This is a genomic window from Streptomyces sp. NPDC087859 (genome assembly GCF_044742595.1).
In the GTDB taxonomy this organism is placed as follows: Bacteria; Actinomycetota; Actinomycetes; order Streptomycetales; family Streptomycetaceae; genus Streptomyces; species Streptomyces canus_F.
This window is the reverse complement of sequence record NZ_JBIUUU010000001.1, coordinates 275,681-296,101: the sequence shown is the minus strand read 5'-3', so window position 1 is coordinate 296,101 and position 20,421 is coordinate 275,681. Positions and strand designations below refer to the sequence as shown.

Below are 20,421 nucleotides of genomic sequence, written 5' to 3'. Positions count from 1 at the left end.
ACGTTCTACTCTGCTGATCGATGCTCCGGTGGGGAGCGGGGTGGGGAACGGGTGGGGACGACGATGGTTCGGCAGTCACGGGCGGGTGTTTGCCTGGCGGTGCTCACGTTGTGCGTGACGCTCGCCGGGTGCGGTTCCGGCGCGGACGCCTCGGCGGACGTGGCCGTCGTGGAAGCGGAACCGCTGAACGCGGCGGAGCTCGAACAGGCGGTGCTCGCGGGGGCGGACCTCGGCGGTTACGACATCGAGAAGGTGGTGACCGACACGTCCGCGTCGCGGCGTACGGCCGATCCCGACGAATGTGCCCCCGTCGCGCGGGCGTTGGGGGGAAGCAGCGGGTTCGGCGCCGTCGCGCGTGCCGGCCGGATGATCCACTCGAAGAAGAACAGCGCGACCGGCGCGACCGTGATCCTGTCGTCGCACAGCGGCCAGGACGCCGCGCGGGTGATCGCCGAACTCCGCACCGCCGCCGAGGAGTGCGAGACCTTCGAGGACGTCACGGCGGACTTCCCCTACGAGGACACCGAACTGCGGCCCGACCCCGGGTACGGCGACGAGTCCGTGTCCCTGCGGCTCACTCAGGTCGTGGCCGACGCCGAGGGCGAGGAGCCCGTCCGGGTGCCCTTCGCGGTGGTGGCCGTCCGGCAAGGAGCCACGGTCGCCGTGTTCTACGACTTCGACCGGCCCCGCGCGTCGGGGGATTCGCCCCCGGCCGCCGTGCCGGACGCGATCGTCGAGGCGCAGCTGAAGAAGCTGACGGCTTCCGGGTGAGCGTGACCCGGCCACGGCGTCAGGGCACGGCCGGTCCGGTGATGAGCCGTCCCTGGGCGTCGTAGGGCCAGACGTTGGGGACACAGCCCTTCAGGCCCTTGATCTGCTGCATCATCGCCGGGGCGGGTTGGCCGGGGCCGGGGCAGGTGACGTGGCCGTGGTGCAGGAAGTGGCCGACCTCGTGGTTGATGATCAGGGCCCGGTAGGACCGTACGTCGTCGGCGTAGTACTGGGTGGCCAGCTCCCAGCGCCTGAGGTTGACCATGACGTCGTCGTTCACGCTGCAGTTGTACTCGCCCCCGGTGTCCAGGCCCTGCGTCGCGCAGATCTTGTCGACGGTGCCCGGGGTCGCGACCTTCACGACGAAGTCGGCGGCCCCCGACGAGATCCGCTGGAAGGCGGAGGTGCCGTCCGCCGTCCAGCCCCGGGGGTCGGCCAGGACGCGGTCCACCTGCTCGGCCACGTCCGCCGTGGACAGGTCGAGTCCCGTCTCGACCTCGACGCGGTAGCGCAGGGCTCTTCCGCTGCCGGCCTTGGGGCTGCCGCCGGATGCGGTGACGAAGGTTCCGGGGCCGGTCGCGGGGATCGTGGGGGTCGAGGACCGGGTGGGGGTGGTGCGGGACGGGGCGGGGGCGGGTTTGGCCCGCTGGGTGGAGCCCGCATCGGTCGTCGATGTCGGTGTCGGCATCGCATGACGGTCGGGGGCTGTCTTCCGCCCGGCGTCCGTCCGTGCCTTCCCGTCTCCGGGCGGCGCCCACTGGGCGGCGGCGAACCCTGCGGCACCGAGGACGGCCAGGGCGACCAGACCCGCCCACGCGCGTCCCGTTCTGCGCCGCCGTCCGGAGGCGTGCGTGGCGCCGCGCCGGCGGCGTCGGGAACGGGAGGGCGTGGTGGTGTGGGCGGTCATGGTTGGCCAGGTTGTGGGCGCCATGTGATCGGATCTGGCCCGAATGGTCACGAAACAATAACGAACGATCCAACGCGGGCTGTGTGATCATCCGGTAACAGAGTCCAGGCGTGCGCCCGACGGTCCCGATACTGAGCCCATGCCACGAGTTCTGCTGATCGAAGACGACCGCGCCGTCCGCGAGGGGGTCGCCCTGGCACTGCGCCGCCAGGGACACGACGTCGCCGCCGCCGCGACCGGCGAGGACGGCATGGCGCACCTCACGTCCTTCCGCCCCGACGTCGTGGTCCTCGATCTGATGCTGCCCGGCATGACCGGCCTGGACGTGTGCCGGGGCATCCGTTCCGTCGACCAGACCCTGCCGATCGTCATGGCGACCGCGCGGGGCGACGACGTGGACATCGTCGTGGGCCTGGAGGCGGGCGCCGACGACTATGTCGTCAAGCCGGTGCAGGCCGGTGTGCTGAACGCCCGTATCCGCGCGGTACTTCGCCGGGCGGGCGGCACCACGGCCGACGGCGGCGGCGGCCTGCCGAGGATCGACACCCACGGCGACCTGGCCATCGACCGGGCCGGTCTCACCGTCACCGTCGCCGGGACCCCGGTCGCCCTCGCCCCCTCCGAACTCCGCCTCCTCCTCACCCTCTCCGCCTCGCCCGGACAGGTCTTCAGCAGACAGCAGCTGCTGGAGGCGGTCTGGGAGCACAGCTACCACGGTGACGCCCGCCTGGTGGACGCCTGCGTGAAACGGCTGCGCGCCAAGATGGGCGAACCGCCGCGGGACCCGCGCTACATACAGACGGTGCGTGGCTTCGGCTATCGGTTCGCGGCCAAGTGAGACGTCGTGCGGGAGGTGGGGGCCGTACGGCGGTGAGTGGTCGTACGGCGGTGGGCGGCCGTACCGGCACGGGGTTCCCGGCGTGGATCGCGCGCGGCGGTCTGCGGATGCGGCTGGTCGTGGCGTTCGGGCTCGTCGCCGCCCTGGCCACCATGACGACCGGCGCCCTGGCCTTCCGGGAGGCCCGCAACGGGGTCCTCAAACAGAGCCAGGACACGGTGATCGCGCAACTGCGCGCCCAAGTCGGGCGTCTGGCACCGGACTTGACGTATCCACCCTCCCGGCAGTCACTGCGACAGTTCGCCGTGGACGTGGCCCGCGCCGAACCGGCGGCCACCTGGCGGGTGTTGGTCCGATACAAGGGGATCTCCGAGACCTCGGCCCCGGGCGACCCCTTCGACGCGCTGACGCCGGCCGTGCGCGAGGCCGTCGACGCGAGCCAGGCCACGGTGTTCCAGCGGGTGCGCGACGGTGGACGCACCTCTCTGCTCGTCGGCATGTCGGTCGTCTTCGCCGGTCCGACCGGGGGCATTCCGGTGCTCTCCGGTGTCCAGGTCTTCCTCACCGTGCCCCAGACCGGCGAGCAGGCGTCCGTCGACGCCCTGGTCACCGCCGTGGAGCGGGCGATGGTTCCGGCCCTCGGTGCCGCCGTACTCCTCGCCCTGTTCGCCGCACGCGGCGTACTGCGCCCGGTCCGGGCCCTGCGCCGCGCCACCCGCAGCATCGCCGAGGGCCATCTCGACACCCGCCTCGACGTCAACGGCTCCGACGAACTCGCCGACCTGTCCCACACGTTCAACGAGACCGCGGCGGCCCTGGAGCAGTCCGTCGCCGAACTGCGCGCCATGGAGGCGCGGGCCCGCCGTTTCGTGGCGGACGTCTCCCACGAACTGCGCACCCCGCTGGCCGCGATGTCGGCGGTCACCGACCTCCTCGACGAGGAGGCCGGCCACCTCGATCCCGACACGGCCACCGCGGTACGGCTGATCAGCGAGGAGACGGTCAAACTCGCCCGTCTGGTCGAGGACTTGATGGAGGTCTCCCGTTTCGACGCGGGCGCGGCGGTCCTCCACCTGGACGAGATCGACCTCGCCGAGTCCATCCGCCGCACCCTCGCCTCCCGCGGCTGGTCGGACGAGGTGGAGACGGCACTGCCGGGCCCCGACGCGCTGCGCGGAAGGGTCGACCCGCGGCGGCTGGACGTGGTCGTGGCCAACCTGGTCGGGAACGCGCTGCGCCACGGGGCGCGGCCGGTGCGGATCGGATTGTCGGCGGGCGTACCGGCGGAGGGGGCACCGGCGGCGGATGTACCGGCGGTCGCCTCGGTGATCGTCGAGGTGACGGACAGCGGCCCCGGAATCCCGGCCGACGTACTGCCGTACGTCTTCGAGCGCTTCTACAAGTCGGACAGTGCGCGCACCCGTACGGAGGGCAGTGGGCTGGGTCTCTCGATCACGGAGGAGAACGTACGGATGCACGGCGGCACGATCCGCGCGGCGAACCGTCCCGAGGGCGGCGCGGTCTTCACCGTGGAACTCCCGCTGCGGCGGGACGAGCCGGGGAGCGGGGGTGCTTCATGAAGACGAGGTCACTCCTGAAGCCGGCCCGCGCCGCCGCGCTGCTCGTCGCGGCGTCGGTCCTCCTGCTCTCCGCCTGCGACATTCCCACGACCGGCGTGGTGGAGGCGGGCGGACCCGCGAGCGGAATCCCCCCGACCGTGTCGATCTACCTGATCCGGGACGGCGCCCTGGTCGCCGTGGACCGCACGATCGCCGACGCCGGCGAACCCGTGGCGGCCGTCGACTCCCTCCTCAAGGGCCCGACCCCGCAGGAACAACGCCAACACCTGACCACTGAACTGGCCCGGCTACTCCCCGCCACCACCCTCCCGACCCCCTCACCCGCCGAGCCGGCCCCCGAGGAGTCGGTACGGCTGATGACGGAGACCGACCGAGTCCGCCTCGAACTACCGGGCTACGCAGGCAAGTTGACCCCCCTCGCGGCGGACCAGGTCATCTGTACCGCCGCCCGCGCGTATCTGCTCACCCGCCAGGATCTGGACTCGACGAGGGTGACGGTGACGGACGCGGCGGGCAGGACCTTCGAAGGGGGCGTGGAGCGCTGTCCTGAGCCGTAGCGGCGGGGCGTCCTCGCTTCATCCCCGCAGGTGGGCGAGGAGTCCGTCGCCCTCGGGGAAGGGGAGTTCCTCGGGCAGCAGCCGGGCGGCGGAGTCCAGATCGCCGTCGCGGACTCGTGCGTGTATCTCGCGGGCGAGCGGGGTCACGTCACGGATGCCGACCGTCCACTCGTCGGCGTATCGCCGAACCGCCTCACCGGAGAGGCCGAGTTGGAGGGCGCGGTGGGGCAGGGGCCGCAGGTGCAGGTCGCGCTCGGGATCCCACTGCACCCGAGCGGGCGCCCGCTTCAACCGGCGCTGCCAGGCGGCCCGGTCGGGGTGCAGGCCGCGGACGTAGGCGGACAGGCATGCGTGGCGCAGCGCCCACTCGAAGCCGTCACGGGTGATCTCGACGGCGAGCACGGTCTCCTGCCCCTCCTTCGTGGCCCAGCCGCAGCGGTACATCATCCAGAGAAAGCTGGGCTTGATCCACGTCAAGCCGCGTTCACAGCCCCTTCTTCGCGACGCCTGTTCAGTGACTCTGAGCTCTGCGGAGTGCGGCGACCTGAGAATTGAGCATGTCGGGGTCCACCTTCGGTATGAACGCACGCTTCTTCGATGCCGAAAGCTGGCTGCCGACACTGGCGTCCGCCACGTCGGTGACGGTCGCCTCACCCACGCGGACCGTGGTGACCAGGACGAACGTGTCCGACTTGAAGCCGTCCTGATCGAATTTCCAGTGCATCCGGAAGCTCACGGAAGCGTCTCCCAACGCGACCTGGTTCTTGACTCGTTCGACGTCCCCCGTAGCGCGAGTGCCGTCGCTGGCGAGGAAGGACAGGGACGAGCAAGCGTCCACAGCCTTGTCGAGGGAAGCCAGGTACGTCTCCGCACCTCCAGAGCCATAGCTGGTGAAGGTGAGGGATTGGCTTGGAGGAGCGAACACGGAACGGGCTATCGGTATCCAGGCACTGGCAACTGACGTGGTGGAAGCGCGGGCACGAGCGTCCCAGAGCGAACGGCATGCCTTCGGTCTCACGTCAGCATGGGACGTACCGCCGTCGGTGCTCGACCTGGGCGTGCCGGTGACGATGTAGCCCGGCATGGCTCCCTCTGTGGGAAGTGCCGCTACCAACTCGTCGCCGCTCAGCGGCTGCACACTCGCAGACGACGCCTTTGAAGGAGCCGGGGTCTTGGGCTCGGCACTCACCTCGCCCGTCGCTGGGGAACACCCTCCGGCAAGAACCAGCACGGCACCGACGGCAACCACCGTCAGGGAACAACGGCCTAGTTCTAACGACATGCAGACCCCCGTCACAGAACGTCGAATGGCACGCAGTGTAAGTGGCTGGGGGCTCGCGTCGGCTTCGGAACCCGAGAGATCGGCTGACCAGCGCCTGCCACGTTCACCTGGCCCCTTCCGTCAAAGGTGTTCGGGCTGGTCGTCCATGGTCGTACCCCTGACGGCGCTGGGCAGCGTCAGCCGCGTCGCTGCCACCAGCGCCGCTTCGGCTCGGCCTGCCGAGGATGGTCTGCGATCTCACCAAAGGCTGGCGGGGTATCAGAGGGGAGGGAGTTCAGGGCGGCGCGGATGCGGTCGAAGGAAGCAATCGTGTGGTGACCGTCGGCGGGCAGCGCCACCCCCAGACAGACCAACTTGAAACTGTCACCGCTGAGGCGAGCGCTGATGAACACCGGTGCCCCTACGCACCCCAGCGGCAGGTCTCCGTTCCAACGGATGCCGTTGCCGCTGGTGCGCGTAACCTGGCCGACCACCACAGCCTGCTCTCGGGCACCGTCCTCGGTGACGTGCCCCAGCACGTAGGCCGCGATCGGGTGCTCACCGAGGCCGGCGATGTCCTCTTCCGTGGCGGCGATGCCTTCGGTGATCTCGTCGGTCGTCCAACTCCACCCCTTGCGAGCGCCGTGCGCGTGCAATCCGGTGGTGGGCATGACCGCCACTCCCAGGTCGCCGAGATGAATCCACCCCTCCGCGAAGTCGATCATCATTAGCTTCTCTGCGCTCATCGCGGGTGTGCACAAGTCTGGACGCAGGGTGAATTCGGCCGACTCGACTCTCGCCGGCTCGCTGGCAGTCACGAGGTACTGGCAAATGACCTCGTCTTCGGCGGTCGTCTCCACGAGTTCGTTGAACCAGAAGGACGTGGCGTGTTGTTCCTCCCGGTGGGCTCGCTGGAAGGGAAGTGTCGATCGGCCGACGTGATCGACTATCGCTTCGATGGTCGCACTATGAAGATCGGGTAGCGCGGACATAGCCCGAGAGGCTAGTGCCTGCTCCGAGACGGCTGCCGAGACGGCTGCCGAGAGGGCTGACGGTCCAAGAGGCGCCATCGACCTCGGGGTGGTCCCGGCTCCTCGAGAGTTCCACGATCACCGGGCAAGATCGGCGCCGTGATCAAGGCAGGCCCCGCCCACGCGCCACCACTCCTCAGTCTTCGTCGTCGGCAACGCGCAAGCCTCCATCAAAGCGACTTGATGGTCCATGCCAAGGCGCGCTCACAGCCTTTGCGACGTTCGATCACCGACGGTTGTGGGGCCGCTGCTCAGAGCGCGCTGGTGTCACAGGCCCGCCAGGGCGAGGATGCGGTGCATGTGTCGGGGCGGCAGGTCGGGATTGCCGGCTGCGGCGGTAGCGACCGATTCCGATGAGTCGGCCAACAGGTTCGTCAGGTCGCGGGCCGGAAGCCGGGGATGGGCCGCGATCGCGCGGCGCACCATCTGATCGGGATCGCCAGCCAGGCGACGTACGAGGTCCACCGGCAGGTCGAGGTCGCGTGGCGCCAGCTGCCGCATCCTTGGGTCGGGATCGCTGGCCAAACGCCGAAGGACGTCCGAGGGGAGGGGGAAGTCATCGGCCGGACGCCACCGGGTCCTCTTCACCGGGCGGTAGGTGCGATCGATTCGTTCGGCGGTGGCGGGGTCGATCCGGTCACGGGCGTGCAGAGCCATCGTCGTGCGGACGTTGCTCTCCTCGTCGTTGAGCAGCCGGGTCACGACCGGCGCGGGCAGCCGGCCGGACATCGCGGCGGAGGCGCGGAAGCAGGCGTAGGGCGAGTCCACATACGGCGAGGGATCAGCGGTCACCCATGGCAGACGCAACATGCGCAGCTCCAGACGCGCCAGCTTGTTCACGAGCTGCCGTTCAAGCGTGTCGTCGTCCAGGATCTGGGGATCGGTGAGCCAGTCCGCCAGAGGCATGTCGGACAGGATCTGCGTGTGGATCGCGGCGCGTGTCGACTCGGGGGTGTCCTGACGGGCGAAGATGCGGAGCGCGACCCGCAGGCTGGGATCCTCGGCAAGCAGTTCGCGCAGCGTCGGTGGAAGGTCGGGGTGCTCGGCGAGTTCCTGACGCACCGCCTCGTCCGGATCATCAGCCAGCCGACGGGCTGTGCCGGCATCCAGCGCGCAGTGGCGCACCGCCCCGGCGCGTGTGATCGGATCGGCCAGCAGCGCCGGAAGCAGGTCGGAGGGTGGCACGGGATGGGGAAGCCGTCGATAGTAGGTCGCATAGGCTCCTGCGCGCACCGTGTCCTCGGGATCCGTCAGCAGGAGCCGGCGCACCGGTTCCGGGGCCCGCGTCCACCATTGGGCAAGCGTCGCCCGGATTTTCGGCTCCGGGTCGGCCGCCAGCCGTGCGCGCAGATCCGCCGGCACATGATCGCTCTCCGCCAGGTACTCACGCACCCGTACGTCGAGGTCGCAGAGCAGCCGTTCGAACAGCTCTCGCGGTGCGCCGCCCGAGCTGACCACCAGGGCCGCGCGTACCCCCGCATCGGGGTGCTCGGCAAGGCGCATCCGGAAGGCATGCGGGAGGCTGGGGTTGAGCGCGAGCGAATGCGTGAGCCAGTGATCCTCAACAGCGATGATCTCGGCGATCATGTCGTCGGTCAGGTCCGGGCGCTTGGCAACGCTGCCGAAGCCTCGCCGGTAGGCGAAGAGGCGGCGGATGAGCTCGGGCGGTAACGCCGGGTTCCCCGCGAGTCCCTCCACCACCTTGTCGAGGTGAACCGGTACCGGCATGACATCCGACAAGGCAAGCGGCCCTTCTGGCTCGGCGAGTTGACCGCCGAGTCTCTCATAGGAGGTCGGCCTCGCCCGAGGCGTTGACGCAGGCAAGGGTTCAGGTGCTGCTTCTGGAGGCTGTGAACTCGGCTTGGTGACTCATGTCATCCGGTCGCGCTTCCACGCCGCCGGGAAACGGCCCTCGCGGGCCGCCGGCAGGCCGAGGGCGGGGGAGTACGCCTGGTAGACGGTGATCGTGGATGCCGTGTGGGCCGCGCGGATCTGGTGGTGGGGGTGTTCCATGGCGTACAGGGTGGGGTCGGTCCGGGTGGTGGGACCAGTGGTTTTCGACCGGTCCGGACCTGTCCTGGCGAGTCGTGCCGGTGGGCGTGCCGTGCGTCCGGCACGGAATCGTCGGGAGCCCTCGTGCGTTGAGGGGGGTGGGTCAGGGATGCCGACGGCGTGCGAGCCGAGCGGCCCGAGTGACCGAGATGGCAGACAGGGAAGGAGCGGGAATGGCTGCGCAGACGCAGAGGGCCGTGCTGGCGGGCGGATGCTTCTGGGGGATGGAGGAGCTGATCCGCCGACTTCCGGGCGTGACGGCGACCCGGGTGGGATACACCGGGGGTGACGTGCCGAACGCGACGTACCGCAACCACGGCACGCACGCGGAGGCCATCGAGATCGTCTTCGACCCCGCGAAGACCGACTTCCGCGCGCTCCTGGAGTTCTTCTTCCAGATCCACGACCCGAGCACCAAGAACCGGCAGGGCAACGACATCGGTCTGAGCTACCGCTCGGCGATCTACTACGTGGACGACGAGCAGAAGCGGATCGCCGAGGACACGATCGCGGACGTGGACGCCTCGGGCCTGTGGCCGGGCAAGGTCGTCACCGAGGTGGAGCCGGTGGGCCCCTTCTGGGAGGCCGAGCCGGAGCACCAGGACTACCTGCAGCGTTACCCGGACGGCTACACCTGCCACTTCCCGCGCCCGGGATGGCGGCTGCCCGCCCGCGCCGAGGGCTGACCGAACCGAGGGGCGGCCCGGCCGCGGGCCCCGCGGCCGGGCCCAGTACGCGGTACCGAGAAGAGCCGTCACCCCGCCTCGCGCAGCCGAACAAGGTACGCGGCGGTCAGGGCGACGGCACGGTCCCCGTCGCCGGACAGCTCCATGAGGGCGTCCGAAGCCGTGCGCCCCGGGATGTCCGCCAGCGCCTGCGTCAGCCGTACGCGTGCGGGCGCCTCGGTGGTGTCCTGGGCGAGGTGGTCGACGAGCCTGGTGGCGATGCGGGCCGCCGTCGCGGTGTCGCCTGCCAGCATGCTCAGCGCGTCGGCCGCCTCGGTGTCGTTGCGGCCCCGCACGATCAGGTCGACGAGGGCCGGGACCGCGTCGGCCACTCCCCGCGTCCCGAGCGCCAGAGCCGCGTGGCCGCGGACCACGGCATCGGGGTCCGTGAGGGCGTCCCGCAGCCGGGCGGTGGCCTCGTCGCCGGGCAGCTCGGCGAGTGACCGGACGGCACGTTCCCGCACGGCGGCCACCGGTGAGCCGAGGCCCTGAGCCAGCAGTGCCGTGGCGCCGTCGCCCGATCGCGCCAGCGCCCAGCGAAGGGCCCCGGCGACGTTCGGCTCCGTCTCCCTGAGCACCGCCTCGACCAGGGCCTCCACCGGAATCTCGGCGGCCGGGGAGAGGGCCGCGCGCTGGCGGGCGGCAGCGCTCTTCGACCCCAGCGCCTGGAGGGATACGACGACCTGGAGGACGTCCTCCCAGGCAGCGGGCTCGGCGGCGTCGATCCGGCGGAGCCGTGTGAGCAGCTCGGTCTCGGCCGTGATGCGCTCGCGCGTCTGCCGGATGAGGTCGTCGACGAGCGCCGAGGGCGTGAAACCGGGATCGTCCAGCGCCCGCCCGATCTCCCGCAGCGACAGCCCCAGCGACCGAAGGCTCTCGATGTGGAAGATCCGCCGGATGTCGTCGCCGGAGTACTCCCGGTAGCCGGAGCCCGTACGAGCGGAGGGCCGCAGCAGTCCGAGCGACTCGTAGTGCCTGAGCATGCGGGCACTGACCCCGGACCGTCGCGCCACCTCACCGATCAGCACGCCCTATTGTCCCGCCTCGCCCGAACCGCCGAGGGCCACCACGCGCTTCGCCTCCTCGATCGCGAACTCGAAACCGGCGTCCGGGTCGCGCAGCAGCCGTTGCGTGGCGAGGGCGTGGGTGCGCGCCTGCCGGTCAGCGGCCGTCGCCGCGGCACGCAGGGCGGGCAGCGCGACCTCACCCAGCCCGACCAGCGCCCGGCTGAGGCTCAGCTGCGTCTCGCGCTCACCGCGCCCGAGCTGTGTCGCCAGTACCGCGGCCAACGCTGACTCCTCGCCTTCCGGTACGAGCACGACCGCGGCCCGCCAGGCGCTCCGCGCCACCTCGTCGTCGGCGTCGCACAGCAGCGTCCGTGTGATCGCCGGCCACGCCTGCCGGTCCCCGATCTTGGACAGCGTGTGCAACGCCTGGCTCCGTGCCTGCGCCCGCTCCGAACGGACTTCGCGGAGCAGCACGGGGAGTGTCACGGACACCGGGTGGCGGGCGAGCGCCCACGTCAGCATGTCGCGGACGAAGAACTCGGGCTCGATCGCGCATCGCTCGACGAGCCTGTCGACGAAGCGCGGCTCGGGCGCCGTGCCGACCGCCATGGCCGCCCGCAGCCGCACGGACGAACGGTCGTCCTCCAGCTGCTGGAGCGCCGCCGACGCGTCCGTGTCCTGTCCCGTCATGGTCACCGTGACCACCTCCTCGGCAAGGAGTGAAGGCCTTGTCACCGTGTCAAGGTCAAACGCTCGTCGATCTCCCTAGGACGGGACGGGGGCGTCGGTGTCCAGCCCGTCGGTCGCCGGCCCCGGGCCTTCAGACGGTTCGCTGAGCTGCTCACGCACATAGTCCCAGCACACCGCGATCAGCGCGGTGACCGGCACCGCGAGCAGACTCCCCACGATGCCGAACAGACTGCCGCCCAAGGTCACCGCCAGCAGGATCACGGCCGCGTGGAGGCCGAGCCCACGACTCTGGATCATGGGCTGGAGCACGTTGCCCTCGAGCTGCTGCACCGCCACGATGATCGCCAGCACGATCAGCGCGTCCGTCAGACCGTTGGAGACCAGCGCGATGAGAACCGCGACGAAACCGGCGAACAGGGCACCGACGATCGGTACGAACGCGGAGACGAAGGTCAGCACCGCCAGGGGAAGCACGAGGGGCACGTCCAGGATCCACAACCCCAGCCCGATCAGGACGGCGTCGATCAGGCCGACAGCCGCCTGCGAACGCACGAACGCACCCAGGGTGTTCCAGGCGCGCGCGGCCACGGTCGGGACGTCGGTGGCGAGCCGACCGGGCAGCTGCCGGGCCAGCCACGGCAGGAACCGTGGTCCGTCCTTGAGGAAGAAGAACATCAGGAAGAGGGCCACGACACCGGTGACCAGACCGTTCAGCACGGTGCTCACTCCCGTGACGACAGCGCCCGCCACGTTGCCCAGACTGTCCTGCGCGCGGGAGACCGCGGTGTCGAAGGCCTTGTTGATCTGCGCGTCATCGATGTTCAACGGCGGCCCGGCGGCCCACTCGCGCAACTCCTGAACGCCCTTGAACACCCCGTCGCCCAGTTCCCCGGACTGCGACGCCACCGGTACCGCGATCAGCGCCACGACACCCATGGCGACCAGGAGGAACAGCACCGTCACGACCGACGCGGCGACCGCGGGCTTCCACCCGCGACGCCGCAGGAACCGAGTGGGCGGCCAGGTCAGCGTGGTCAGCAGCAGGCCGATCAGCAGCGGCCAGACGACCGACCACATCCGGCCCAGGAGCCACAGAGCCACCGCGAGCATCAGGAGTACGAGCAGCAACTCCCCGGAGGTCCGCGCAGACGTGCGCAGTGCGGCCCGGGCTCGCGTGGAACTCAACGTCGCAGTCACGGAGGCACCTTATGGCGACCCAAGGCACTTGGGCATCACTCCTGCCAGCTTGTATGCCTGGTGGTGCGGGCCCGTGAACCCGGCTCAGCCGTCCGCCCGGGCCACGCCGATCGGGCAGGAGACACCGGTCCCGCCGATCCCGCAGTAACCCGCCGGGTTCTTGTCCAGGTACTGCTGGTGATAGCTCTGAACTTCGTGCACCATTAGAACTCCTGGATGGTGTAAGGGAGTTGGAGTGAGCGGCAACGATCACTTAGTCCCGGTGGTGGCGTACGCGAGGATCTCGGCTGACCTCGCCAGGGACGCTCATGGGGTGGACGACCAGCACAAGGTCAACGACGGGACGGCAGCCGCGGTGGGATGCCGGATTGTGCACTACTACACGGACAACGACCTCTCTGCGGCGAAGGCGGACCTTGTCCGGCCGGACTTCGAAGCGATGCTGAAGGTTCTCAAGGCCGGCCGCATGCCGGACGGCCAGGCGGTACGTGGTGTCGTCGTCGTAGCGGATGACCGTCTTGTGAGGCGCGTGGGCGACTACGAGCGCTTCGTGGACGCCCTGACCTTCGAAGACGGGCGGGTGTACGCGGATGCCAAGGGGCTCAAGGATCTCTACAACGAAGATGTTGAGTCCATGGGTTTGTTCGGCGTCGTCATCTCCAAGGCCGAGGTGCGCAAGATCCGGCGACGCACACGGCGTTCGCACCGTCGTCGGGCAGAGCAAGGCATCCCTGTCGGCGGCACGCGTCCTTTCGGATGGGAGGACGACAAGCGGACCCTTCGGCCCGATGAAGCCGAGAAGCTCGCCCAGGCCGCACGCGACGTGATCGCAGGGAAGTCGCTGCACTCGATCTTGCTGCAATGGCGAGACGAGGGCCTCCGGACGGTCCATGGCAATCCCTGGGCTGCTCGGTCGCTGAAACTCGCGCTGTGGAACCCACGATTGTGTGGATGGCGGCGCCACAACGGGCAGTTGGTGCGGAATGCCGACGGACCTGTGGTCGGCCAGTGGGAGCCCATCATCACGCCGGCGGAGTGGATGGCCATCGACGCACTTTTCTCGGCAAGGATCAGGCCCAACGTCAAGGCCGACGGGACTGTGACGGACTACCGCACGCCTTCCCACTTGCTCACGGGCATCCTCCGCTGCGGGAAGCCTGGGGCGGATGGCCAGATCTGCAATGCCCCCATGCGGGTCAGTACTCGGCCGGACCTGTCAGGCGGGTTCATCTACCAGTGTCCGAGTCGATCCATGGGGGGATGCGGGGGCAGTGGGCGGAACGGTGTGAAGGTCGACGAGTACGTGACCGAAGCCGTTCTGGCGAAGCTGGAGGAGCGTGCCGCTGTCAGGACACGGGGCGACGCTCCGTGGGATGGGACCGAAGAGCTGGAACGTCTCACGAAGAAGCAGCGGACGATGCTCCAGAAGTGGCAGGAGGACCTTGTCTCAGACGAGTTGTTCTTCCCTGAGAACCAGAAGATGGAGGTCCGCATCAAGCACCTTCGTAGAGAGCGTACGGAGCACGCATTGCGTGTTCAGCGTGCGTCTAAGGTGACGGTGGACGTCCGGGAGCGATGGTTTTCTGGTGATCTAGATATGGCTCAGAAGCGTGCACTTATTCGGGAGGCGCTGCATGCGGTGTTGATTCTTCCCGTAGGCGGAGGCGGCAGGCGTCCATTCAATCCTGATTTGTTGATTCTCAAATGGGTTAACGGCTAGGCGTGAGAATCGGGACTATGTTGATGTGATCCTGCCTGTTGGGCCAGCCAATCCTGTAGCTCAAGATGCCTAAACTGATAGGCGACGCCAGAGGCGCGCAGGATTCCGACATTATAGGACCATCTAAGGAAGCGATTGAGGCGCCACGGCAGTCGCCCTCGCATGCATATCAAGAAGGACAAATAGCGGCGCGACGCTCGCGCTAAGATCACGAAACCAACTAGAAGCGCAAATGCTGGGGCAGACAAGAAAGCCGTCAGGTCTCCCGATACCTGATCTGATGTGTATGTCTGAGATATGCCGCTTGCCAGGCCTGAGAATAGGCCAAAAATCACTGCGATCCTAGGGCTGCGGAAAAGAGCTCCTGCTGTCGCGCCATTCGCTATACCAACGGTCATGCTAAAGGTGGCCCAAAAAATTAGACTATCTGCAGAGGCGGCCACAGATAGGCCGTAAAGAGGGCCGCTGGTCAGTCCGAATAGTAGGGCTGAGAGGGCGTCGTGGCGAAGTGGCCCTTCGGGTCCCTCTATTTCCACTCGATCATCCTTTATGTCGCCCGTTAGTCCAAAGGATCCGCCATAGGTGACCCAGTAAAGAAGGCCTCCGACGAGCCCTATTGCGGGCCCAAATAGGAGCGCGGCGACGAACCCCATAGAAACTCCGCCTAACAGTCCGGTAATCACTGATCGGAAGCCACTTCGACTACCCATGCGGCGGAAATTTAAGCGTTGTGGATGGGGCCACCAGCGAGAATAGAATATCGATGCAAAGATTATGTTGGCAGCCATCGTGTAGGCCAGGATAGTTATCCCTTGACGTCCCGAGTGGGGTGACAATGCATAAACAATAATGCAGCAAGGGACTGCGGCCAGCACGGCTAGCGTTGCGTCTACCAAACGCGGAATTCTGTGACCGCCCAGCGGCCATAAATGATGCAATACTATATCGGTGCCTGACATGACGCGGCCGCCTAGAGTGTTCCCTGCGTTCAGGTTGAGATAGTTAGCCAACTCGGCCAGCCAGCGTGTTACGTCATCCGACTCATATGGGGCCTTTTTATTTCTCCTGGAGCTTAACTGCGTAACAGCGGGTATAAATCGTTCGACTAGATGTTCGGACAGGGCCCTATCCCCGGTTATACTAAGCAAATCGTCAGGATCCCCCATTGTGTCGTATGCTGCGATAGCTAGAGTCAACTGCCAAGGCGTGCTGAGCGTACGCGTGAGGGTTTCCGAAGAGTTTTCCGCAATGGCATTTGTAACGGCCTGCCACCGGTGTGGATACTTTACTCGGCGAATCAGGAACGCGCATATTTGATCGGAGCTGGGAGGGTGCACCTCGATTCTGGCAGCATCCAAAATCCGCTGTCCGGCATTTGCTAGTTCCTCATAGTAATCTGCTCGGCATGTCAACACTAGTGACGATCCTGCACGGCCGTCCTGATAGGAATTGCACCATTCCAATGCGGCTGCCGCTCGCGACTCTGCGAGGGGTGTGTCTTCCGTATCCATCTCGTCCAGCCCATCCAGAACTGGCAATACGTGGCGTGTCTCTACCATATGCCTCGCAGTGACGCCTGATAGTCCATACGCATCGACCAACTGGTCAATGAGCAATTTCTCTAGCGACAGGTTCGTGTTCCAGCTGGCGGCTGAGATACGTATCGGAATCGGATCATCTTCGCGTCGACTATCCAGGAGTGCGAGAAGTAGCTCAAGTGCAAGTACGGTCTTCCCGGCCCCAGGGCTACCCGTGACAACTAATCGATGTGGGCGTATTTCCTGATAGAACTCCATTACGTCTGATAGGCTACCTCGCCACCTTGGAACGTCAACATTTCTGGATTCCTCAGGGAGGAATGTGAAATTGATTTCTATCTTCTCTGTATCCCCTCCAAGTAGCTGTCTCCATTGAGCGGTTTCTGTGCGTTTTACCTGTGTGGCAAGGCGCCCTGCGATCGCAATTGGGTCGGTTTCGTCTGAGGTGCGGAGACTTTGGAGGGAGGCCCAGAGGGAGACTGCACCAACAATCATCCCAGTGACCCCGGCAACATCTGTAGGGCCCATCCCTTTCTGTGTTACCAGGGCCCACACTGCATACCCGATGCTGCCCACCAGGAAGATGGCACCAGCTGTCGCGCTCGCGATCCACCAGTACTTCCTGCGGAACCTTTCGCGGATCATTCACTTCGCCTCTCTTCCCGCTACTGGAATAGCATTGAGTAAGAAGCTTCTCAATCCCCTCAGGCATCTCTTCTGGAGGCGTTGATTAAACGGTGGATCCGATTCCGAATAACATCGTCTCCTGGGCGGAGGCGGAGTGGCCGCTTTAAGGCGTGACGCGAGACCGACCGCGCCTCCCAGATCGGTCGGTGTGACTCTTCTTCTCATGACGCTCTTCGAGTAGGTCGATGCCAAGGATCACCGAGATCCGACGCCAGCGTTCTTCGGTCCATGCCGGAGCTCTGGCAGCTTGGATGCGCCCCCACTCACGTGCGCTCAGCGGCGTCACGTATAGCTCCTTTGCGCTGCCAAAGCATCCCGCAGTGCTTCGCGCACGGAGTGAAGATCTTCCGAGACACCGGCTGCCAGTAGGGCGGCTCCGGGGGAGTGGCCGGAGCCGACATAGCGCCAGTGGACATCCGTGACAGCGCCAGGGATGTAGGAATGGCCAAGGTGTTGAGCGCGTTCGGCGCGCAGTGCCGCGTATGTCGTCGAGTAGGCGCGGGACTTGGTGAGGATGTGCCCGCGGTAGCCGAGGGTGTGTGTCCAGGTACGCAGGTGCAGCGGCGCGTATTCGGGGAGGCCGCCGAAGCGCCAGCAGGTGTGCATGAGGGTGCGGACATGCGCGCTCACGGGTGAGGCGTCGATGTCTTCGCAGGTGTTGACCTTGTGGTCGAGGCCGGCGCCTGTCTCGCTCGCTCCCTTGGAGACGTACTTTGCGACATACGCTGCTACCGCTTCGTCGTCCAGCCCAGCGCTGCTGACACGGAGCGGTCGGGCGTCGAGCTGGCCGCCCCAGCGGAGCGCCAGTTCACCTACGGCGGGGCTGTAGGGCGTCAGAACCAGGGTCCGTCGAGCAGAGGCACGCACGGCGGCGACGAGCCGGTGAGTGGTACCCCAGGGCGGAGGGTCGTCTTCGGGTCCGGTAGGACCGTCGAGACGGATGACGGCGTGTACGTGGATGGCCGCCCGCTTCTGGTACTCCGCTACGCGAGCGAACGACAGGCGAGCGTGTCTGGCGAAGGAGGACTGAACGAGGCCTGCGGAGGAGGCGAGTTGGCGCCGGAGGCTGATGACGAAGCGGTCCCACAGCTTGCCTGCGTGGGCGTGCCAGAGCACGTGTCCTGCGTAGTCGTAGCAGTGGGGGCAGAGGGGTTGGCCGATGAGTGGATTGGCCGAGTCGTGCACGGCACCACAGCCGAGTGGACGACCGTGATCGCAGGTGCCACCGTCACGGCGAGGACGGCACAGTTCCCCGGCCCGATGGACAGCGCCGAAGGACGGAGCGGTGAGGGTGACGAACAGCCGGGGCCGGTCGCGGACTGCGGCAGGGACGCTCTTGCCTCCGAGGAGGCCTGCACGGACGAGATGGAAGGTGTCCCCAGCGTGAAGGCGGGAGCACGCCGGACAGACCGTTGCGCGTCTGTTGCGGCAGCGGACGAGGAGACGTTCGCCGGGTTCGTCGAGGGTGTCGTAATGGTGCAGGATCTCGCCGGTATCCGCGTCCAACGCGGTCGTCGAGCCGGACAGGTGGACGGGGTGAGCACAGCCGCCCGTGGCAGTGATCTGCTCTAGCCAGCGGGGGAACTTGGGATCTTGGGCGATGCGGATTGCATCGCGGTCTGCTTCAGGGAGCTGACGCAGGCGCGCCGCGCGATCAAGGACGGCGCGCCTGTCAGCCGGAGTGAGTTCCGGGGTGATGGTGGTGACCTTCCGGGGTGGGCCGCCGTAGCGGCACGAGTGATGGTTGATGGCGCGTTGTGTGTCATGGGGATCACTCCCTTGCGTGGTCCGGCGGGTGGGTCGCTCAGCGGATGGTGCCGGTACCCCGGCAGACGCGGCAGCGGTGAAGCCGTCCCGTCCAGGTCCTACGGGCTCCGTCGCCCTTGCAGTGGGGGCACCTCACGCGAGGCATGGGCATGGCGTACGTCCTTCCTGCCTAGAAGTGGGAGAAGCCGCTGAGAAGCCAGGTCATGAAGCCGTTGACCGTGAGGCTGACGGGGGTCTGGCCGAGGTACATGCCGAACAGGGCGATGCAGATCGCTTCCCAGGCCCGGACGTCACGGGAGCGGACGAGAAGAACGGTGATGATCCCGAAGAGCAACACGAGCGACACGGCTGCACCGGCGTTGATCATGCGGAGTCCCCCTCGGGCGTCGCGAACGCACTGGTGAGAAAGGTCAGTTCGGGAGTCATGGCCGCGTACTTCCTTGTGAGGGATACGGCTTCCTCGGTCGACGTGAGGTGCGAGCGGGCACGACTCCAGCCGCCGTCCGGTCCAGTGCAGACGGCCACGCCCCGTTCCTGCGCAGTGATCGCTTGGGCCACAGCCACGGCGTCCTTGTTCAAGTCGCCCAAGGTCATCTCGGCCGTGCCGGGGTCGTTGACCCGATGGCAGATCCGGCCGCCGAGCTGGGCCCGGAGCGCGGTGACCCCGGAACCGAGGTCGGAGCCGACGCGTTGGCCGGCGACGACCAGGTGCAGGCCGAGCGCGGCCCCGAGCTGGGCAAGCCGGAGCAGGAGGGTGGAGCACTGTTCGGCTTCCGCCTTGCTCTCGCGGGTGCCGTCGGACAGGTACAGCTCTGCGATCTCGTCGACGATCACGACGACGGGTATCGGCCGGAGCTTGTCGGGCAGCTCCCAGATCGAGCGGACGCCGGCCGCCCGGCATGCGCTCATCCGGTCCTGCATGTCGACGACGAGTGCGGTGAGGATGGCTACCGCTTCGCGTCGGCACGTGGCCAGCGCGCTCAGCCGCCCGGAGAACAGGCCGAGTTCCATGCCTCCCTTGCAGTCGATGCCGACCAGGGCGACGGGTTGCGGCGCGAGTTGGGTGATGAGCCGGGCCAGCAGGGTGGACTTGCCGGACCGGGTCGCCCCGGCGATGAGCCAGTGCGGCACGAGTCGCAGGTTCATGACCCATGCGCCGCCGCTCTCCAATGCGCCGATGAGAGCGGAGAGCAGTTCGGTGGGTGCCGTGGCCAGGCCGGGCCGTTCCAGGGGGTCACCGGCCATGGCCGTCAGTAAGACGACGCCGCGTTCCGGAGAGGTGACCCGCACCGCGTGCATCTTCCACGCGTGCACCAGGGCATCGGCCGCCTTCATGTACGTCGCCGGAGTCTGGCCCGCGTGCAGCCGCACAGTCACGGTCAGCCCCACGCGGGTAGCACGCGGGAACGACGCCCGCGGGGGTATCGGCCGTACCGGATCGCCCTTGACCAGCAGATGGCCCACCAGCGTGCGCGCCGGGAGGCGGGACACGGACAGGTCGTTGAGCAGGGCGACTCTGCGCCAGGTGAACAGCACTCGGCAGGCGGTCGCCGGGTAGCCGACGACGTACCAGTGCCAGGCCGGACGATGCCGCCGTACCAGGTCGCCGACGACCATCACCCAGGCCAGCGCGGCCAAGGCGAAGGCGAGGAGGATCGGCCCCATCACGCCTCACCACCCTTGGTGCGCGCGACAGCACCGTGCACGGGCGTGATCGCGTCGGCGCGGAAGCTGATGCCGTGCCGGTCACCCATCGACCAGGCGAACGCGGTCAACCCGGTGACCCTGACGATCTGGCCTTCCTCGATGCCCTTCGGCTCACCGCTCACGGCGATCTCGATGACGGAGATACGCCGCCCGTCCTGCCGCACGGTGACGGCCACGGTGTAGACGGGGTTGCCGTCCCGGTCCTTCTTCACCTCCTGTGTCTCGAAGTTGCTGATCTTCACTTCGGGCGCGATGGCGCACCGCAGTACGCCGAGTCGCTCCGCGTCCACGGGAATGGACTGCATTGGTGTTGGCCTCCTTGGCCAGTCAGAGCGTCAACCACATGCTGACGTCACTTGTCCTTACGAGTTACGACTATGGAGTTC

At 67.4% G+C, this 20,421-nt stretch carries 19 protein-coding genes and 2 pseudogenes; 6 read left to right on the top strand and 15 right to left on the bottom strand.

Annotation, left to right across the window (positions count from 1 at the left end):
* Positions 1-99 precede the first annotated feature (99 nt).
* Complete coding sequence (locus tag ACIOHP_RS01390) at positions 100-771, top strand: hypothetical protein (protein WP_401882245.1); 672 nt, start codon at positions 100-102, stop codon at positions 769-771.
* A gap of 19 nt (positions 772-790) precedes the next feature.
* On the opposite strand, the gene ACIOHP_RS01385 is transcribed toward ACIOHP_RS01390, so the two are convergent.
* Positions 791-1,678, bottom strand: coding sequence for a DUF3152 domain-containing protein (locus tag ACIOHP_RS01385; RefSeq protein ID WP_401882242.1), 888 nt, complete (start codon positions 1,676-1,678; stop codon positions 791-793).
* A 139-nt stretch (positions 1,679-1,817) separates the two neighbouring features.
* On the opposite strand from ACIOHP_RS01385, the gene ACIOHP_RS01380 reads away from it, so the two are divergent.
* From ACIOHP_RS01380 to ACIOHP_RS01370, 3 genes are all read left to right on the top strand, one after another.
* The gene (locus ACIOHP_RS01380; protein WP_401882239.1) at positions 1,818-2,516 is read left to right on the top strand and encodes a response regulator; all 699 of its coding nucleotides are present in this window, start codon (positions 1,818-1,820) and stop codon (positions 2,514-2,516) included.
* A 107-nt stretch (positions 2,517-2,623) separates the two neighbouring features.
* Positions 2,624-4,096: a sensor histidine kinase gene (locus ACIOHP_RS01375; RefSeq protein ID WP_401883104.1), complete on the top strand. Its 1,473-nt coding sequence runs from the start codon at positions 2,624-2,626 to the stop codon at positions 4,094-4,096.
* Positions 4,093-4,653: a hypothetical protein gene (locus ACIOHP_RS01370; RefSeq protein WP_401882236.1), complete on the top strand. Its 561-nt coding sequence runs from the start codon at positions 4,093-4,095 to the stop codon at positions 4,651-4,653. The genes ACIOHP_RS01375 and ACIOHP_RS01370 overlap by 4 nt, the downstream gene beginning before the upstream one ends.
* 18 nt (positions 4,654-4,671) lie before the next feature.
* Here the strand turns inward: ACIOHP_RS01370 and ACIOHP_RS01365 are convergent, their stop codons facing one another.
* The 5 genes and pseudogenes from ACIOHP_RS01365 to ACIOHP_RS01345 all read right to left on the bottom strand — a co-directional run.
* On the bottom strand, positions 4,672-5,205 hold the full coding sequence (locus ACIOHP_RS01365) for a DUF4291 domain-containing protein (protein ID WP_401883102.1): 534 nt from the start codon (positions 5,203-5,205) through the stop codon (positions 4,672-4,674).
* On the bottom strand, positions 5,165-5,737 hold the full coding sequence (locus tag ACIOHP_RS01360) for a hypothetical protein (RefSeq protein ID WP_401883145.1): 573 nt from the start codon (positions 5,735-5,737) through the stop codon (positions 5,165-5,167). Before ACIOHP_RS01360 ends, ACIOHP_RS01365 begins: the two co-directional genes overlap by 41 nt.
* A gap of 374 nt (positions 5,738-6,111) precedes the next feature.
* Positions 6,112-6,906 (bottom strand): hypothetical protein, encoded by a 795-nt coding sequence (locus tag ACIOHP_RS01355; protein WP_401882233.1) that lies wholly within the window; start codon positions 6,904-6,906, stop codon positions 6,112-6,114.
* Between the two features lie 306 nt (positions 6,907-7,212).
* A complete protein-coding gene (locus tag ACIOHP_RS01350) occupies positions 7,213-8,685 on the bottom strand; it encodes a hypothetical protein (RefSeq protein WP_401882230.1) in 1,473 nt (490 codons plus the stop codon).
* Positions 8,686-8,817: 132 nt separating this feature from the next.
* Positions 8,818-8,958: pseudogene (locus ACIOHP_RS01345) on the bottom strand (DUF4291 family protein); the annotation flags it as partial.
* A 212-nt stretch (positions 8,959-9,170) separates the two neighbouring features.
* Between ACIOHP_RS01345 and msrA the strand changes: the two are divergent.
* Entirely contained in the window at positions 9,171-9,683 is a 513-nt protein-coding gene (gene msrA / locus ACIOHP_RS01340; RefSeq protein WP_351680108.1) for a peptide-methionine (S)-S-oxide reductase MsrA, read from the top strand.
* 68 nt (positions 9,684-9,751) lie between these two features.
* Here msrA and ACIOHP_RS01335 read toward each other — a convergent pair whose 3' ends face one another.
* The 4 genes and pseudogenes from ACIOHP_RS01335 to ACIOHP_RS01320 all read right to left on the bottom strand — a co-directional run.
* Positions 9,752-10,750 carry a MerR family transcriptional regulator gene (locus ACIOHP_RS01335; protein ID WP_401882227.1) on the bottom strand — a complete coding sequence of 333 codons (999 nt, stop codon included), beginning with the start codon at positions 10,748-10,750 and terminating at the stop codon, positions 9,752-9,754.
* Positions 10,751-10,753: 3 nt separating this feature from the next.
* The gene (locus ACIOHP_RS01330; RefSeq protein WP_401883099.1) at positions 10,754-11,419 is read right to left on the bottom strand and encodes a HEAT repeat domain-containing protein; all 666 of its coding nucleotides are present in this window, start codon (positions 11,417-11,419) and stop codon (positions 10,754-10,756) included.
* 75 nt (positions 11,420-11,494) lie between these two features.
* Positions 11,495-12,616, bottom strand: a complete 1,122-nt coding sequence (locus ACIOHP_RS01325) for an AI-2E family transporter (RefSeq protein ID WP_401882224.1) — start codon at positions 12,614-12,616, stop codon at positions 11,495-11,497.
* A gap of 84 nt (positions 12,617-12,700) precedes the next feature.
* Positions 12,701-12,802, bottom strand: a pseudogene (locus ACIOHP_RS01320) (peptide-methionine (S)-S-oxide reductase); the annotation flags it as partial.
* Between the two features lie 49 nt (positions 12,803-12,851).
* On the opposite strand from ACIOHP_RS01320, the gene ACIOHP_RS01315 reads away from it, so the two are divergent.
* Positions 12,852-14,336 (top strand): recombinase family protein, encoded by a 1,485-nt coding sequence (locus ACIOHP_RS01315; RefSeq protein WP_401882221.1) that lies wholly within the window; start codon positions 12,852-12,854, stop codon positions 14,334-14,336.
* On the opposite strand, the gene ACIOHP_RS01310 is transcribed toward ACIOHP_RS01315, so the two are convergent.
* From ACIOHP_RS01310 to ACIOHP_RS01290, 5 genes are all read right to left on the bottom strand, one after another.
* Positions 14,333-16,132: an NACHT domain-containing protein gene (locus ACIOHP_RS01310; RefSeq protein WP_401883096.1), complete on the bottom strand. Its 1,800-nt coding sequence runs from the start codon at positions 16,130-16,132 to the stop codon at positions 14,333-14,335. The genes ACIOHP_RS01315 and ACIOHP_RS01310 overlap by 4 nt on opposite strands.
* Before the next feature lie 711 nt (positions 16,133-16,843).
* A complete protein-coding gene (locus ACIOHP_RS01305; RefSeq protein WP_401883094.1) occupies positions 16,844-18,202 on the bottom strand; it encodes a replication initiator in 1,359 nt (452 codons plus the stop codon).
* A 295-nt stretch (positions 18,203-18,497) separates the two neighbouring features.
* On the bottom strand, positions 18,498-18,695 hold the full coding sequence (locus tag ACIOHP_RS01300) for a hypothetical protein (RefSeq protein ID WP_401882219.1): 198 nt from the start codon (positions 18,693-18,695) through the stop codon (positions 18,498-18,500).
* Complete coding sequence (locus ACIOHP_RS01295) at positions 18,692-19,993, bottom strand: FtsK/SpoIIIE domain-containing protein (protein ID WP_401883091.1); 1,302 nt, start codon at positions 19,991-19,993, stop codon at positions 18,692-18,694. The genes ACIOHP_RS01300 and ACIOHP_RS01295 overlap by 4 nt, the downstream gene beginning before the upstream one ends.
* Positions 19,993-20,340: a hypothetical protein gene (locus ACIOHP_RS01290; RefSeq protein ID WP_388629130.1), complete on the bottom strand. Its 348-nt coding sequence runs from the start codon at positions 20,338-20,340 to the stop codon at positions 19,993-19,995. Before ACIOHP_RS01290 ends, ACIOHP_RS01295 begins: the two co-directional genes overlap by 1 nt.
* Between the last annotated feature and the right edge of the window lie 81 nt (positions 20,341-20,421).